Origin of the sequence: Fulvimonas sp. R45, from assembly GCF_030504985.1 — a bacterium.
GTDB lineage: Bacteria > Pseudomonadota > Gammaproteobacteria > Xanthomonadales > Rhodanobacteraceae > Rhodanobacter_A.
The window spans coordinates 17995-33270 of record NZ_JASERU010000001.1 but is presented as its reverse complement, the minus strand read 5'-3'; the positions used below and the strand labels follow the sequence as shown (position 1 = coordinate 33270).

Here is a 15276-nt window from a genome sequence, read left to right as displayed (position 1 = left end):
CAACTGGTCGATCCAGGCTTCATCCTTTCTTCAGGCGCACCATTTCGGACAAAATTTTACCCAGACACCACTTTGCCAGATATAAGCAAGCCATAAATGATGCCGTCACTGGTAGAAAGAGCAATTCTCGAGCGCCATGTTCAATCATCCACTCGCCGACGCAATAGCAAAGGATCAGCACAATGGCGCACCCTGGTAAAAACAACGCCATTCGCGCGATACCCTTTAGGAATAACGACTTAATTTCACTATTTTTTGCAATCACAATCATTTCCTGCCCTTAGTGCACTCTCCAGTCCTCCTTGAACAGCTCCGAGTACCAGACCAATTCCGCCTCCCTTTAGGCCATTTTCATCATTGATTTTAAAGGGAATATTCCTAAAATAAGCGGTGACAACGCTCCCCACGGAGCCGCCTGCTGCACCTCCCACTGCCTGGGATACTGGGCGCGGGTATCCGGCGTCTTCCGTAGCCGCACCAAGGGCGCCTCCTACTAGCCCTCCTGCTAAGCCACCACTCAAGTCCACCTTTGCACCGCCACCATTTAAGGCGGGTCGTAGTGGTACTGCGGTGTGCCCCCGACCGTCGTGATGTTGCCGTTGGCGTCGTAGCCGTAGGTGGTGGCGCCGAAGGCGAGTAGGCGATTACTGGCGGTGTCGATCACGCTGGACGTGGAGACGCCATTAAGCGTCTGCGCCACGCGGTTGCCGGTGGCGTCGTACTGGTAGCTTTCGTTGCCGCCCGCCGAAGTAGCCGAGGTCATCGCCACCAGGCCCAGGGTGTCGTAGCTGTAACCCGGCGCGTAGATCGTGCCGCTTATCGCAGTTGGCGATGCTTTCCTTTGATGCAGCATGGACTTGACAGCATTGAGGCTTATTGAGGCGCTGTTTAAACTACTCAGTTTTTCGCGTTACCTTGATCTATGCTCTTTTCGCCATAGACCACCGGGTACCCGTCAACGAACTCAATGAGTTGCACATATGGACCAAATGCTTGCTCTTCCGTCAACAGGCATTCCTCTGAAAATATCTCAGTCTGGGGAGATTGCCTAATAAGCGCAATTGCAAATGATCCGTTTTTTGAATTCTTTCCACGTGTGAACGCCTTAGAAAGCGACTCTCTGCTTTCTAAGACTTTTGGTCTCCATTTGTCACTTCCCTTTATGACTCCTATGTATCGAAGCAGGCTGTTAGATTTTACGAAAGAATAAACAATAAGATGGTCGTCAAGGTGCTTCTGCCACAGCATGGCCTCTAGACCTTCAGGGCTGATGAGTTGTGCAATGGTCATTTGCTGCACCCACATTTAAAGTTGTTCTTCCCTATGTTTCCATTCCATGCTGCAGCTGCTAGGCCAGCGAGTCCACCAGTTACTCCAATGCCAACTGCGGAAGGAAGATGTCCGCTCCCTCCAACATGGCTATGCCATGTCATTGCTCTATTGCCGGCCTTGGCGGAGCCTGTCATATGTCGTTCAACGCGCAACATATTTCCAGCGTCAATTGGCGTATATCCCTGGCTACCATCCCGTAGGCTCCATGTGGAGCCTGCATTTCGCGCTAAATATGATGCCCCAAGGACAATGGCTGTTTTATTGCTGGTATCACGCATCCACAGGGAGGCTATTGCGCCAAGGATGTGATAGAGCGGATTTCCAGTCTTTGTTGCCTTGTCAGCCCAATACTGTGCCGCTTCTTCGCCATAGCATTCGCCCATGTTTATGCCGAATGCCAATCCTTCGGGATCGACGAATATTACCGTATTCCCGACAACATAGGTATATGTATTGACCCCGCCCGCCAACCCAATCGGATCACTCTGAACATACCGTCCGGTGTTGTAGTCGTAGTCCCGAAAGCCGTTGTGCCACAGGCTGTCTTCCACGTCCCAGTACTGTCCGGGGAAACCCAGCCGGAAAAACGCCGAGTAGCCGCTGGTGGTGTTGCGCCTCAAGTTGAATCCGCCGACGACCAATCTACAAATTCAATATCAGCCTTACATCGTTTGGCTTTGTTTTGAAACAGCGTACCATGTGGTCACAATAATCGCCAACCGTACAAATTGTCAGCCTGCCGCTTGAAAGCTCGCGCGCTATTTTTCGATCCGAAACGTCTCGTATATCCTGATCTATACGATCGTACTCATTGTATTTAAGCCTGGAAACAAACGAGGCCTTTAAATCGATTCCAAATTTAGCGCCTCGATTCAGGTCGCTGATAGAAACACCAAAGACCTCCGCGATACGCGCGAGCGCACCCTTTCGAATCATGTCTTCCGAAATGTCCATATGGCTCAGTTGCTGCTCTTACAATCGCAATTATTCGATTTGGTGGCATTCACAGCTGCCTTTCCTTCCACATATAGGTCGTATGCTCCCTCGATGAGCAAAGCTCCGGTAGCTGCTCCACCCAGCAATCTACCTCCGACGCTGCGACCTATATTCCGCAAACTTCTCGTCCCGAGACGACCTGACCATCGACTTAGCTGATTTGTAATCGGATTTAGTTCTTCCTTGGGAACACCAAAACCTCTTAGCTCCCTTGGTGTCTTCGGCATTGTTCCAACACCCAAATCCGACAAAAGGGTGCCCAACACAGTATCTAAATTGAATCGATTCTTACGAATATCGTCGGCGAACTGGTTGAAGTCGAAACACAACAACCCCAGCGGATCGATGTTGCTGACCGGGTTACTCTCGGCATACACATATGTATTGATCCCACCCGCCAGCCCAATCGGATCGCTCTGTATATACCGTCCGGTGCTGTAGTCGTAGTCCCGAAAGCCGTTGTGCCACAGGCTGTCTTCCACGTCCCAGTACTGTCCGGGGAATCCCAGGCGGAAAAACGCCGAGTAGCCGCTGGTGGTGTTGCGGTCGAACGGATCACCCTTCGCCTTCCAGGCAAGCGCCGTGTTCGGTTGCGTGATGGCCAGCACGCGTCCGGTCTGGTCGCTGTGCAGGGCATACACCTCATTGGCCATGACCATCGCCACCGTGCGCCCGTTCAGCCACACGTAGTCCCGCCACACGCCAGCCTGGTTGTCCGCCAGCGCCATCCCGGTGGTGTCCGGCGCGAAATACGTCGTCTCGCCGCCGGACTTGCGCAGCCGCTGCCCTTCGGGGTTCACGTAGAAGCTGGTGCCCAGGGCGCTGTCCATGCGGTTGAAGGCATCGTAGTGGTAGCGCGGCGTGCCTCCGACCGTCGTGATGTTGCCGTTGGCGTCGTAGCCGTAGGTGGTGGCGCCGAAGGCGAGTAGGCGGTTACTGGCGGTGTCGATCACGCTGGACGTGGAGACGCCATTAAGGGTCTGCGCCACGCGGTTGCCGGTGGCGTCGTACTGGTAGCTTTCGTTGCCGCCCGCCGAAGTAGCCGAGGTCATCGCCACCAGGCCCAGGGTGTCGTAGCTGTAACCCGGCGCGTAGGTCGTGCCGCTTATCGCAGTTGGCGATGCTTTCCTTTGATGCAGCATGGACTTGACAGCATTGAGGCTTATTGAGGCGCTGTTTAAACTACTCAGCTTTTCGCGTTACCTTGATCTATGCTCTTTTCGCCATAGACCACCGGGTCTCCGTCAACGAACTCAATGAGTTGCACATATGGACCAAATGCTTGCTCTTCCGTCAACAGGCATTCCTCTGAAAATATCTCAGTCTGGGGAGATTGCCTAATAAGCGCAATTGCAAATGATCCGTTTTTTGAATTCTTTCCACGCGTGAACGCCTTAGAAAGCGACTCTCTGCTTTCTAAGACTTTTGGTCTCCATTTGTCACTTCCCTTTATGACTCCTATATATCGAAGCAGGCTGTTAGATTTTACGAAAGAATAAACAATAAGATGGTCGTCAAGGTGCTTCTGCCACAGCATGGCCTCTAGACCTTCAGGGCTGATAAGTTGTGCAATGGTCATTTGCTGCACCCACATTTAAAGTTGTTCTTTCCTATGTTTCCATTCCATGCTGCAGCTGCTAGGCCAGCGAGTCCACCAGTTACGCCAATGCCAACTGCGGAAGGAAGATGTCCGCTCCCTCCAACATGGCTATGCCATGTCATTGCTCTATTGCCGGCCTTGGCAGAGCCTGTCATATGTCGTTCAACGCGCAACATATTTCCAGCGTCAATTGGCGTATATCCCTGGCTACCATCCCGTAGGCTCCATGTGGAGCCTACATTTCTGTTTTATTGCTGGTATCACGCATCCACAGGGAGGCTATTGCGCCAAGGATGTGATAGAGTAGATTTCCAGTCTTTGTTGCCTTGTCAGCCCAATACTGTGCCGCTTCTTCGCCATAAGCCTGTGTCCGCCTCCAAAGATAGCTCCTGCAATTGCTCCAGAACCAGCCCTGTACAAATTTTTACCTGGTCCTTTTCCAGTAAGCTGTGGGATCCTGGCAGGATTAAATTCGCTGCTCTATAGTCACGGAACACTATCGGCGAGTGTCCCCAAGCTAAAGCTCCTTCTATACGAACTGCTGCTACTGACAATGACTTCATTCGATCGAAATTTACGACCGTCGCTGCATTCAGCCATGAAATAGTAGGACTCCGGCTTGGGGCTGGCGACAATCATCATAGTCGTAGAGAAGTCAGCAGAAACACTCCGCGTGGCCTCCCGCTTGCCAGTTTCAGAAGAGATCATGTCGAGTTGACATTGTTCGCCTGATTTCTTCACCTGTGAAGACATTGGCACTGATCCAGACACCCGAATGATCATGTCACCGCCAAAAGCTGTGCACCCTATGGATGTCAATGTGCCTAAGAGAACTGGAAATAATTTTTTCATTTTTTGCAATTCTCGCTCTTGTGTTCTAAGCAATCGTTAAACGCTTGAACGTTTCTCCCAGAAAATTCATTTGCGGCATCTTCAAAACGATTGCCTTCCGCCCAAGAGCCTGAGCGCACGAATTCGGCCAGATATCCTCGTCGCGTCAGGATGCCAGTATTCCACTGCCGCAAAACATGGTAGTACTCGTGCAGAACCAAGCCATGATCGGCGAAGAACTCATCTATGGATAAGGTGGGCGGAAGCCTGATTGAATTCTTTCGTGTGGTGACGAAATCAGTTCTGACAAACATTTTATTTCTGATGTTCACGCTAGCAACAGACTGCCCAAATATTTGGGCCAAGCAGTCGGCCATAGCACCGGATGCAGACGCCAAGCCGAAAGGGTCTGTGTAAATTAACGGGTTCCCTTCGACATAGACGTACGTGTTTATGCCACCCGCCAACCCAATCGGATCGCTCTGGATATACCGTCCGGTGCTGTAGTCGTAGTCCCGAAAGCCGTTGTGCCACAGGCTGTCTTCCACGTCCCAGTATTGCCCGGGGAAACCAAGGCGGAAAAACGCCGAGTAGCCGCTGGTGGTGTTGCGGTCGAACGGATCACCCTTCGCCTTCCAGGCAAGCGCCGTGTTCGGCTGCGTGATGGCCAGCACGCGTCCGGTCTGGTCGCTGTGGAGGGCATACACCTCATTGGCCATGACCATCGCCACCATGCGCCCGTTCAGCCACACGTAGTCCCGCCATACGCCAGCCTGGTTGTCCGCCAGCGCCATCCCGGTGGTGTCCGGCGCGAAATACGTCATTTCGCCGCCGGACTTGCGCAGCCGCTGCCCTTCGGGGTTCACGTAGAAGCTGGCACCCAGGGCGCTGTCCATGCGATTGAAAGCATCATAGTGGTAGCGCGGCGTGCCCCCGACCGTCGTGATGTTGCCGTTGGCGTCGTAGCCGTAGGTGGTGGCGCCGAAGGCGAGTAGGCGGTTACTGGCGGTGTCGATCACGCTGGACGTGGAGACGCCATTGAGGGTCTGCGCCACGCGGTTGCCGGTGGCGTCGTACTGGTAGCTTTCGTTGCCGCCCGCCGAGGTGACCGAAGTCAGGCGGGACAGGGCGTCGTAGCCGAAATCCTGCGTCCACGCCGCATCCATGCCGTTGGTGATGCGCGTAATGCGGTCCGCCGCGTCATAGGTGAAGGCCAGGTTCTGCACGCCCGGCACGCTGATGCCGGTCAGTCGCCCATCGCTGTCATAGGCCAGCGTATTGGCCAGGCCGTTGCTGGATAGCCACGACGTCATGGCGCCATCCGGCTGATAGGTCACGGCGCTGGCCACGGGGAAGGTGGTGGTGCCTACGGCCATGGTGATGCCGGATACGCGGCCACTGGCGTAGCTGTAGGTGGCGCGGTTGCCGTCGGGGTAGGCCACCGCCGCCAGGCGGCCCATGCTGTCGTAGCTGTAGCCCAGCGCGTAGGTGGTGCCGCTTATCGAGAAGCCGCGGCCCGTGACCTGGCCTTCCGGGGTGTAGCTGTAGGAGGTGACGCCAGTGGCGTCGCCGGTGCTGCACAGGCGACCAATGCCGTTCGTGCAGTTGTCGTAGGTGGCCCACTGCGTCAGCCCGCCGGCGGTGGTGCCGGTGCGGCGGTAGAGCGTGTCGTAGCTGTAGGTCGTGATGACGCCATTCGCCCGCGTCATGCCCAGGGGCAGGCCCGTGGCGTCGTAGGCGAAGCCGGTGAGGCCGGTATCGGGGCTGGCCTGCTGCCACAACTGGCCGAAGCCGTCGTAGAGGTAGCGGGTGGCGTGGCCGCGCGCATCGGTGACCTGGACCAGCCGGCTGGCGACATCGTACTGATACGCCGTGACCTGGCCGGCCGCGTCGGTGGACGTGCTGACCCGGTCGAGGGCATCGTACGTCATCGTGGTGGCGTGGTTGAGGGCATCGGTGATCTTTGTCACGTTGCCGTTGGCGTCGTACTCGTAGCTGAGCTTGATGTGGCCCGCGCTGTCGCGCAGCGCGATTGCACGGCCGAGTTCGTCATAATCGATGCTTGAGCTGCCAAATACTGCAGGCGGCGGGATGCCGCGCACATCCACGCTACCCAAGGTAAGGCCATCGCTCTTGAGCGTGAAGCGGGAGCCATACGCGTCGATCCATGGCGCAGATTGGGAGCCGCTTTGTGCACGCGCAAACAGATGGGGCGAGCTGCCATCGAAATCGGATACCCAGACTTCCGACGTGCCGCTGCTGGAATTCCAGTTGACGGTGGTGGTGCAAATGGATGAGCCGCTGGCCATGTGGCAGGGATTGGGGCCCGCACCGATCGAGCCGGCTATGACCTTGATGGCCACGTTGGGCGTGTAGGGCCCAAACCACGTGACACCGTCCTGGACCATGCGCCACTGGAAGTTGTAGGTGCCGGCCACCTGCGGTGCCCTGATCTGGAACGTGATTGTCACGGTCTGCCCGGGCGATACGGTCTGGGGCAGTTCGATGCGGGCGTTGCCCCAGGTGGTGTTGCTCAGGGGGTTCTGGGATCCGATCTTGTAGTTTCCTGCTGTTTCCCAAGCCAGGGTGCCTGTATTCTTGAGCAGGATGCTGACCGTTTGCATGGATCCCGCGACCATCGCCGACGGAACGGTTTGACTGATGAACTGGGCATCACGCGCTGGCTGGGGAGGCGGGTCGTCCGGTTCGCACGTCAGGCATGGGCCGTAAGGGGTCACGGTCTGGGAAGACTGCGCCTCGGGCTTGTCCTGGCCGTTGCCGCCCCAGACGAGCATCGGCCAGGCGCACAGCAGCCAGGCGCATCGCAACCAGCGTGCACGGCCGCGCACGCGCCGCATGGAATGGTCCGTCATTGCTGCTGCCCCCATGGTGCTCCCCTGCATGCTGCGCCAATGGCAACAGCGCTCTCGCATTGACCTGCAATCCGTTTTTGCGCTTCCAGTGGCCGCGACAGCGGCATGTGCCCTCGCGACGGGCACCGCCCCATGTCGCCCGTCACCACACGGTGCCCCGCGCCGGCTCGGCGAAGACACGCTGCTTCGTGATCGACGTGGGCAAGGACATCTCGTTGTAGGCGTAGACGGTCTGCGCGAACGTGCCACCGGCCTCCGGCTCATACTCGGAGACAAGCCGGCCGGCCACGTCGTACTGGTAGGCATGCGCCTGGCCATCCGGCGCCGTGACCCGGGACAGCCGCCCGAAGCCATCGTATTCGTAGGTCGTGTGCTGGGTGCCGCCATTGCGGTATGTCTGCACGTCGACCACGCGGCCTCGCGCATCGTAGACGAAGCCGCGCTTGTCGCCGTTCGGCCCGATGACGAAGCCGGGGAGCCCGAGCGCGTTGTAGTCGCCGTAGGTCGTGGCGTGCCCGGCGGCGTTCTTCACGCTCAGTACGTCACCGGTTTGCGAATAGCTCGTGGTGATGGCATCACCGGAGCCGGCCAAGGGGCCGTCCTCCGTCATGGAGGCGAGCAGGCCGTTGGGCCAGGTGGTATAGGCATACGTCGTGGTGTGCGTCTGGCCCGCGCTCGCTCCTACCTTGGCAGACAGGTTCTTGACCGAGACCGCCGTGAGGCGATGGTTCGGGTCGTAGGTGTAGCCGGTCTCGTGATCGCCTTCCACGGTGACCTTGGTGACGCGGTTGTTGGTCGTGTCCCAGACGTAGTCGGTGATTTGTTCCTCGGGGGTTCCATCACCGACTACCTGTTGGAGCAGTTGCCCTGTAGGCGCATAGCTGTACGTGGTGGCATGGCCGGCAAAGTCGATGGTCCCGATGGGGTAGCCATTGCTGTCGTAGGCGGTTTCCTTGCTGGCCGCGGCGCAGTGGGCCGAGGGCAGGCCGGACACGGCGGTTGGATCACCCTTGGCGTTGTAGGTATAGGTCGTCTGCTTGCCGAGCGGGTTGGTGATCGTGACCTTGGTGATGGTGTTGCTGGCGTCGAGGGTATAGGCGAACTGGTAGCGTTCCACGTTGCCCGCATGCCTGGTTTCGATGGCGCGGGCGCCGGCGTCGTAGCTGAACCAGGAATAGCGCGCGCCGTTGATGGCCACGCCAGTCAAGGCCGTCGGGAAACGCGCATCCTCGTAGTAGTAGGTCAAGGTCGTAGGCGCGCTGCCGGGCAGCGTGGCGCCCGTCAGCAGCGCCACCATGGTTTGCGCGGGCGGCGGTCCGGGTGGGGCGGGAGGCGGGTCATCCAGTTCCCTCACGGGTACCAGCATCGGCGAGACCTGGGGCGCAGCCTGCGCCTGCGCCGTCATCGCGGACTGCACCGGGAGGGTCGTGTAGGTGTACCGGTATGCGTTGCCTGCCGGGTCAGTCACCTGGGTGAGCAATCCGCCGCTCCAGATGAAATCGACATGGCGCCCGGAGGTGTGGGTGACGCGGGTCAGGTAATGGCTGCCGTCGTACTGGAACGTCCAGCCGATGCCCTGCTGGTTCTTGATGTTGGACGCAAACCCGGCGCTGTCGTAGACCTCGACCGTATGGTTCTCGCTGTACAGCTGGTAGGTGGTGCCGGACTTGAGGATCTTCGCGATCGGCGCGGGCTTGTCCTCGTACCAGCCCGGAACCGGCGTGGTGGCGTAGTTGAACTTGATCTTGCGGCCGTCCGGACGCTGTGCCCAGATCGGATGTCCGGCGGGATCGCAGGGCGTGTTGCCCGGACGCGGATAGCAGGAAGAGGTGGGATCGTCGGTGGTGAACAGCAGCTTATAGTCGTAGTTGCTCAGCCAGCGCCTGCCGAAGATGCCGATGCCATCCCAGTAGTGGTTGTAGGTGCGCGTGAGCGAGAGCGGCATGACGCCGACGCTGGCGAAGTCGGTGGCCGGCTCGATCTTGTTGCCGGTGGAGAAGACCACGGGATTGCCGGCCTGCGTGGGGCTGCCGGATTTGTCGCAGGGACTCTTCTGGTCAGGGTTTTGCTTGTTCGGGGCCGTATCGCCTTTATTGGGAATACCTGGACCGCCACCGCCGCCACCACCGCCTATATTTCCGACGCCTGGCCCGCCAAATCCGTCTATGCCCCCAGAGCAGCCAGCGAATTCGTCCCCAATAAAAACCTCAACTCCGACGGTGCAATGGGGGCCGAGCACCTTCATTCCCTCAAGGTTGGTGACTCCCGAACGTGCAGCTGCCGCACATAGCCATACCGCGCCCGATACCAACAGCGTCACGCAGAACCGCCCCATATTCCGCTCCCTGTCCTTTGACGATCCGCATAATATTGCGTTATCGGCAAAATCCTGCGTTATAGGAAAGATTCCTATGCGGCATTCCTCTTATGCAGCAGTTCGGTACGGTGGCGTCCCCGGGCCCTCTACGCGTCGGACCGGCTACGACAGCGACGCCCACGCGCGCCGCCGCGCGCGCCACAGCTCGGCGCTCTGCGGCTTGACGAACAGCGAGGAAAGCTCGGGGTGGCGCGCCATCGCTTCCTGTTCCAGCCGGTGGATGCAGGCTTCGATCTGCGGCGTGGTCAGCGTGTCGTCGAATTCCGCGCTGAGCGCGGCCACCACCTGGTGCGGGCCCATCTGCACGGTCAGCACGCCGTTGACGTGGCATACCGCGGGGTCGCGGCAGGCTACCTCGACGAGCGACTCGTTCACGCCCTCCTGCGCGGGCTCGCCGATCAGCAGCCCCTTGGTCTCGCGCGCCAGCACGGTGGCGAACACCGCCAGCACCAGCGCCACGCCGATCGAGGCGACCCCGTCCAGCCGCGGCATGTCCAGCAGTTGCGCGGCCAGCAGCCCGACGAAGGCCACCGCCAGGCCGGCCAGCGCCGCGCTGTCCTCCAGCAGCACCGAGAACACGCTGGGGTCCTTGCTCTGCTGCAGCGCCTCGAGATAGCCGGCCTCGCCCTTGCGCGTGCGGAACTCGCGCACCGCGATCCACCACGAGATGCCTTCGAACACGGCCGAGGCGGCGAGCACCGCGTAGTTCACCAGAGGATGCTCGATCGAGTGCGGATGACGCAGCTGCGAGATGCCCTCGACCAGGGCCATGCCGGCGCCCAGCGCCCACACCAGCAGGGCCACGATGAAGCTCCAGAAATACAGCTCGCGGCCGTGGCCGAACGGATGCTCCGCGTCGGGCGGCTGGTTGGCGCGGTGCAGGCCGTAGAGCAGCAGCAGTTCGTTGGTGGTGTCCACGAAGGAGTGCACCGCCTCGCTGAGGATCGCCGCGCTGCCGGTGGCCAGCCCGGCCGCCAGCTTGGCCGCGGCGATCAGCAGGTTTTCCGCCAGCGCGGCGTACACCACCAGGCGCGAGCGGGCCGCGCGGCGAGCGATCCAGCGCCGGCGCCGGCCCTCGATGTCGGCGCGGCGCCTGCCGCCCTTGTCCGGTCGCGCATCCATCAGCCGGCCAGCCATTGCCACACCAGCGCCACGTTAAGCGCCACCAGCAGCAGCGCGCCGCTCCACGCCAGCGCGCCGGCGACGGGGCCGAGCCGCCACGCGCCCATCAGCCCGCGATCGCAGGCGAAGCGCAGCAGCGGCAGCATCGCCAGCGGCAGCTGCAGGCTCAGCAGCACCTGGCTGGCCACCAGCAGCGGCGCGGAGCCGTGCTCGCCGTAGGCCGCCACCGCGAACAGGGCGGGGCCCAGCGCCAGCGCGCGGGTGAGCACGGCCCGCCGCAGGCGCGACATGCGCAGCCCGAGGAAACCTTCCATCACGGCCTGGCCGGCCAGGGTGACGGTGAGCATGGAGTTCACGCCGCAGCACAGCAGCGCCAGCGCGAACAGCACGCCGGGCCAGCGCGCATGCAGGGCCGGCGCCAGCAGGCGCTGCGCCGCGGCCAGGTCGTCCACGCCGCCCGCGTGCCCGGCATGGAACACCGCCGCGGCGAGGATCAGCAGCGCGGCGTTGACCAGCAGCGCCAGCGACAGCGATGCCACGCTGTCGATGCCCACCGCCTTCAGCACGCGCGCCACCGCGCGCTGCCGCATCGCGGGCCGGGCCTGCCTGCGTGGCGAAGGTGGCGCGTAGCCTTTCACCAGCGCCGAGTGCAGGTACAGGTTGTGCGGCATCACGGTGGCGCCGACGATGCCGGCGGCCAGCCACAGCACGCCGGCGTCGCGCAGCAGCGCCGGGTCCGGCACCAGCCCGCGCGCGGCGGCGCCCCAGTCGGGCTGCGCCACGGCGAGCTGCACCGCGAGGCAGGCGACCACCAGCGCGATCAGCGCCGCCACCGCGACCTCCAGCCGCCGCCGGCCGCGCCGTCCCGCCAGGAAGAACGCCATCGTCATCAGCGCGGCCAGCAGCACGCCCAGCCACAGCGGCACGTGCAGCAGCATCTGCAGGGCCACCGCGCTGCCCACCACCTCGGCCACGTCGCAGCCGACGATGGCCACCTCGCTGGCCAGCCAGAGCGGGATCACCGCCCAGCGCGGCGAGCGTTCGCGGCACAGCTGCGCCAGGTCGCGCCCGGTGACCACGCCCACGCGCGCCGCGATCCACTGCAACAGCATCGCCAGCAGGCTGGCCAGCACGATCGCTGCGAGCAGGCGGTAGCCGTAGCGCGAACCGCCGACCAGCGCGGCGGCCCAGTTGCCCGGGTCCATGTAGCCCACCGCCACCAGCGCGCCCGGTCCCAGCATGGCGAACACGCGACGTCGCGGCGCGGCGGCGAACACGGCGCGCGTCGGCAGCAGTTCCTCCGGAATGTCGGTGAACCTGTTCAAGGGGACGATGTTCGACAGGGCGCGGCGCATGCACGCTTGCGTGACGGTACGCCGGATTCTCCGGCGTCGTCGTGAACAGGTCGCCCAGGGGGCGTCAAGCGCGACGCCGGCAGTGGTCGCATGCGCGGTCTACCCACCGCCGGGCCATGCGGCGTCAGGCCGGGGCGCCGCCACCGTCGCGCTGCACGCGGATGCGGTTGTCCACGTCCTTCACGCCGCCGACGCGCTCGGCGCAGTCCTCGGCGCGGTGCTTCATCGAGCGCTCCGGCACCTGGCCGCGCAGGGCGACCACGCCGTTCTCCACGGCGATCTCGATGTCGCTGGCATCGATCCAGGGATCCTCGGTGAGGCGGTCGGACAGGTCCTCGCAGATGCGTTCGTCCGGGCGCGTGTAGCCGCGCGGGCCCTTGCCGGCGTAGCCGCCCCGGCGCCGGCCCTGCGCGCCGCCCTGGCGTTCGTCCGGGCCGTAGGCCAGCGGATGGCGGCTGCCGTACTGACGCCCGTAGTCCGGCGCGTAGGACTGCTCGCCGCCGCGCAGCTCGTAGTCGCGGCGGCCGCCGCCCACGTCCGGCCAGCCGTACAGCCCCGACGAGGCGGAGCTGGCCTCGTGCGGCCACGGTTCGTCCCAGGACGCGTTGTTCTCCCAGGCTTCCCGATAGCGCTGGCCGTAACGCGGATGGTTGACGTGCGGCGGCTCCTGCGCGCTGCCGCGGCCGTAGTCGGCGCGGCCGCCCTGGTAGTCGGCGCGCTCGCGCGCGGCGGTGTTGGCGCCGACGTAGCCCCAGCGCGGCGAAGGGGTGTCGTTCCACGACGGCGGATAGTCGTTGCCGGAGGAACGCCCCTGCGGGTCCTCGTAGTGCGCGGTGCGCGCACGACCGGGGCGCGAGGCCTCGGGACGCTGGTCGTAGTCTCGGTTCATGGCGGGTACCTCGGTGCGGGGAAGGGCCGTGGCGGCCGCATGACGCGGCCGCGACAGTCCGCGCGTCGCAACTTCCATGCCACGCTGCGGCGCCGCGCCGGCGGGCGCCGCCGCCCGCGGCGGGAAAGATTTACCGCCGCGCCGTCGCCAAATTTCACGCGCCTTGCGGCCCACCCGGTGGGCCGGGTTTGTTGGCCCACAGGCCGGCGTCATCACTCAGTCGTGGACGGACGTCCACGCCTTCGTTCTTCCTTGGCCTGCGTGCAAACAGCTCCCGGCGCGAGGCGCCTGGAGATCGTGAACAGGCTCTCAACGCACCTCGTTGATGCGCACGTGGTTGCCCGCCGGGTCCCGGAACGCGCAGTCGCGCACGCCGTAGGGCTGCTCGGTGGGTTCCTGCACGACCTCCGCGCCGCCGGACTGCAGGCGGTGGAAGGTGGCGTCGAGATCGGTGCTGGCGAGGATGACCATGCCGTAGGTGCCCTTGGCCATCATCTCGGCGATGGTGCGGCGTTCGTCGTCGGTGACGCCGGGACTGGCCTCCGGCGGGTACAGCACGATGGACGTGCCGGGCTGGTCCCTGGGGCCGACGGTGATCCAGCGCTTGCCGCCGTAGCCGACGTCGTTGCGCACCTCGAAGCCGAGGGTGTCGCGCCAGAACGCCAGCGCGGCGTCCGGGTCGTTCTGCGGCAGGAAGCTGGAGTGGATGGCGAGGTCCATGGCGTGCTCTCTCGTGGGTGGCGAAGTCGATGGCCTCAGTCTAGTTTCGCCCTCGCGGCCGGCGCTTCTCGATTCCTGACCGGTCGCGTCACCTGCCGGGCCACGCACGAGGGCAATCCTTCGGTCGCCTGTGCCTGCCGGCTGCGGTAGGCGCCCGGCGGCATGCCGACCAGCTCGGCGAAGCGCGTGCCGAAGGTGCCCAGCGAAGAGCAGCCCACGGCGAAGCAGACCTCGGTGACGCTCAGGTCGCCACGCCGCAGCAGCGCCATCGCGCGCTCGATCCGCCGCGTCATCAGGTAGCTGTACGGCGATTCGCCGTAGGCCAGCCTGAACTGCCGGCTCAGGTGCCCGGCGGACATGTGCGCGTCGCGGGCCAGCGCCTCGACGTCCAGCGGCTGCGCGTATTCGCGGTCGATGCGGTCGCGCACGCGGCGCAGTCGCGCGAGGTCGCGCAGGCGTTGCGGGGTGGCGGGCGGCCGGTTCATCCGCCGGATCGTGGCATGCCGCGGCGGCGTGCTCAAGCCGGACGGGCGCGGTGTCGGCGCGGATGTTCGCAAGCGCTTCACCCCGCCCAGCCGGATCGCCCACGGCGCGACGCCGAGCATGAGCCTGCGTTCCACGCATCCGACCCACCCTTCCGGAGGACACACGATGGCCATCAAGTCGATCGAGGATCTTTTCCTGCACGAGCTTTCCGACATCTACAGCGCCGAGAAGCAACTCACCAGGGCCTTGCCCCGGCTGGCGCGCGCCTCGTCGTCGCCGAAGCTGGCGCAGGCGTTCGAGAGCCACCTGGAGGAGACCAACGGCCAGGTCGAGCGCATCGACAAGATCGTGGAGAAGCTCGACCTCAAGCTGAAGCGCATCAAGTGCGCGGCGATGGAAGGCCTGGTGGACGAGAGCCGCGAGATCATCGATTCCATCGAGAAGGGCGCGCTGCGCGACGCCGCGCTGATCGTCGGCGCGCAGAAGGTGGAGCACTACGAGATCGCCTCCTACGGCGGCCTCTGCGCGCTGGCCCGGCAGATCGGCTACGACGAGGCGGTGCCGCTGCTCACCGACACGCTGGAGGAGGAGAAGAACGCCGACAAGAAGCTCACCAGCATCGCCGAGCAGGGCGGCGGCAACGAGCGCGCCGGGGAGGAGGGCGAAGGCGGCAAGGGCTAGCCCGCGTGGACGGT

Annotated in this window: 14 protein-coding genes; 1 reads left to right on the top strand and 13 read right to left on the bottom strand. The window is 62.8% G+C overall.

Annotation, left to right across the window (positions count from 1 at the left end):
- Positions 1-19: 19 nt before the first annotated feature.
- The 13 genes from QMK61_RS00150 to QMK61_RS00090 all read right to left on the bottom strand — a co-directional run bounded on the left by QMK61_RS00150 (position 20) and on the right by QMK61_RS00090 (position 14580).
- The gene (locus QMK61_RS00150; RefSeq protein ID WP_302069626.1) at positions 20-265 is read right to left on the bottom strand and encodes a hypothetical protein; all 246 of its coding nucleotides are present in this window, start codon (positions 263-265) and stop codon (positions 20-22) included.
- Positions 266-544: 279 nt separating this feature from the next.
- The gene (locus QMK61_RS00145; protein ID WP_302069624.1) at positions 545-853 is read right to left on the bottom strand and encodes a hypothetical protein; all 309 of its coding nucleotides are present in this window, start codon (positions 851-853) and stop codon (positions 545-547) included.
- Positions 854-897: 44 nt separating this feature from the next.
- On the bottom strand, positions 898-1290 hold the full coding sequence (locus tag QMK61_RS00140) for a hypothetical protein (RefSeq protein WP_302069623.1): 393 nt from the start codon (positions 1288-1290) through the stop codon (positions 898-900).
- Positions 1287-1952, bottom strand: a complete 666-nt coding sequence (locus QMK61_RS00135; protein WP_302069622.1) for an RHS repeat-associated core domain-containing protein — start codon at positions 1950-1952, stop codon at positions 1287-1289. Before QMK61_RS00135 ends, QMK61_RS00140 begins: the two co-directional genes overlap by 4 nt.
- A 339-nt stretch (positions 1953-2291) precedes the next feature.
- Complete coding sequence (locus tag QMK61_RS00130; RefSeq protein ID WP_302069621.1) at positions 2292-3470, bottom strand: RHS repeat-associated core domain-containing protein; 1179 nt, start codon at positions 3468-3470, stop codon at positions 2292-2294.
- A gap of 44 nt (positions 3471-3514) precedes the next feature.
- Complete coding sequence (locus QMK61_RS00125) at positions 3515-3907, bottom strand: hypothetical protein (RefSeq protein WP_302069620.1); 393 nt, start codon at positions 3905-3907, stop codon at positions 3515-3517.
- 869 nt (positions 3908-4776) lie between these two features.
- Positions 4777-7617, bottom strand: coding sequence for an RHS repeat-associated core domain-containing protein (locus QMK61_RS00120; protein WP_302069619.1), 2841 nt, complete (start codon positions 7615-7617; stop codon positions 4777-4779).
- A gap of 157 nt (positions 7618-7774) precedes the next feature.
- Positions 7775-9952 (bottom strand): DUF6531 domain-containing protein, encoded by a 2178-nt coding sequence (locus tag QMK61_RS00115; RefSeq protein ID WP_302069617.1) that lies wholly within the window; start codon positions 9950-9952, stop codon positions 7775-7777.
- Between the two features lie 159 nt (positions 9953-10111).
- Positions 10112-11131: a cation diffusion facilitator family transporter gene (locus QMK61_RS00110; RefSeq protein ID WP_302069616.1), complete on the bottom strand. Its 1020-nt coding sequence runs from the start codon at positions 11129-11131 to the stop codon at positions 10112-10114.
- Positions 11131-12486 carry an Nramp family divalent metal transporter gene (locus QMK61_RS00105; protein WP_302069614.1) on the bottom strand — a complete coding sequence of 452 codons (1356 nt, stop codon included), beginning with the start codon at positions 12484-12486 and terminating at the stop codon, positions 11131-11133. The genes QMK61_RS00110 and QMK61_RS00105 overlap by 1 nt, the downstream gene beginning before the upstream one ends.
- 124 nt (positions 12487-12610) lie before the next feature.
- Complete coding sequence (locus tag QMK61_RS00100) at positions 12611-13375, bottom strand: BON domain-containing protein (protein WP_302069613.1); 765 nt, start codon at positions 13373-13375, stop codon at positions 12611-12613.
- A 309-nt stretch (positions 13376-13684) separates the two neighbouring features.
- The gene (locus tag QMK61_RS00095) at positions 13685-14095 is read right to left on the bottom strand and encodes a VOC family protein (RefSeq protein ID WP_302069611.1); all 411 of its coding nucleotides are present in this window, start codon (positions 14093-14095) and stop codon (positions 13685-13687) included.
- Positions 14096-14130: 35 nt separating this feature from the next.
- Positions 14131-14580: a helix-turn-helix transcriptional regulator gene (locus tag QMK61_RS00090; RefSeq protein WP_302069610.1), complete on the bottom strand. Its 450-nt coding sequence runs from the start codon at positions 14578-14580 to the stop codon at positions 14131-14133.
- 166 nt (positions 14581-14746) lie between these two features.
- On the opposite strand from QMK61_RS00090, the gene QMK61_RS00085 reads away from it, so the two are divergent.
- The gene (locus QMK61_RS00085) at positions 14747-15262 is read left to right on the top strand and encodes a ferritin-like domain-containing protein (RefSeq protein ID WP_302069609.1); all 516 of its coding nucleotides are present in this window, start codon (positions 14747-14749) and stop codon (positions 15260-15262) included.
- The last annotated feature ends 14 nt before the right edge of the window (positions 15263-15276 follow it).

Bases quoted from the DNA above. Each gene is read 5' to 3' on its own strand.
- QMK61_RS00145 (WP_302069624.1), bottom strand. From the start codon at position 853: ATGCTGCATCAAAGGAAAGCATCGCCAACTGCGATAAGCGGCACGATC.
- QMK61_RS00140 (WP_302069623.1), bottom strand. From the start codon at position 1,290: ATGACCATTGCACAACTCATCAGCCCTGAAGGTCTAGAGGCCATGCTG.
- QMK61_RS00130 (WP_302069621.1), bottom strand. From the start codon at position 3,470: ATGCTGCATCAAAGGAAAGCATCGCCAACTGCGATAAGCGGCACGACC.
- QMK61_RS00125 (WP_302069620.1), bottom strand. From the start codon at position 3,907: ATGACCATTGCACAACTTATCAGCCCTGAAGGTCTAGAGGCCATGCTG.
- QMK61_RS00120 (WP_302069619.1), bottom strand. From the start codon at position 7,617: ATGCGGCGCGTGCGCGGCCGTGCACGCTGGTTGCGATGCGCCTGGCTG.
- QMK61_RS00110 (WP_302069616.1), bottom strand. From the start codon at position 11,131: ATGGATGCGCGACCGGACAAGGGCGGCAGGCGCCGCGCCGACATCGAG.
- QMK61_RS00105 (WP_302069614.1), bottom strand. From the start codon at position 12,486: ATGCGCCGCGCCCTGTCGAACATCGTCCCCTTGAACAGGTTCACCGAC.
- QMK61_RS00100 (WP_302069613.1), bottom strand. From the start codon at position 13,375: ATGAACCGAGACTACGACCAGCGTCCCGAGGCCTCGCGCCCCGGTCGT.
- QMK61_RS00095 (WP_302069611.1), bottom strand. From the start codon at position 14,095: ATGGACCTCGCCATCCACTCCAGCTTCCTGCCGCAGAACGACCCGGAC.
- QMK61_RS00090 (WP_302069610.1), bottom strand. From the start codon at position 14,580: ATGAACCGGCCGCCCGCCACCCCGCAACGCCTGCGCGACCTCGCGCGA.
- QMK61_RS00085 (WP_302069609.1), top strand. From the start codon at position 14,747: ATGGCCATCAAGTCGATCGAGGATCTTTTCCTGCACGAGCTTTCCGAC.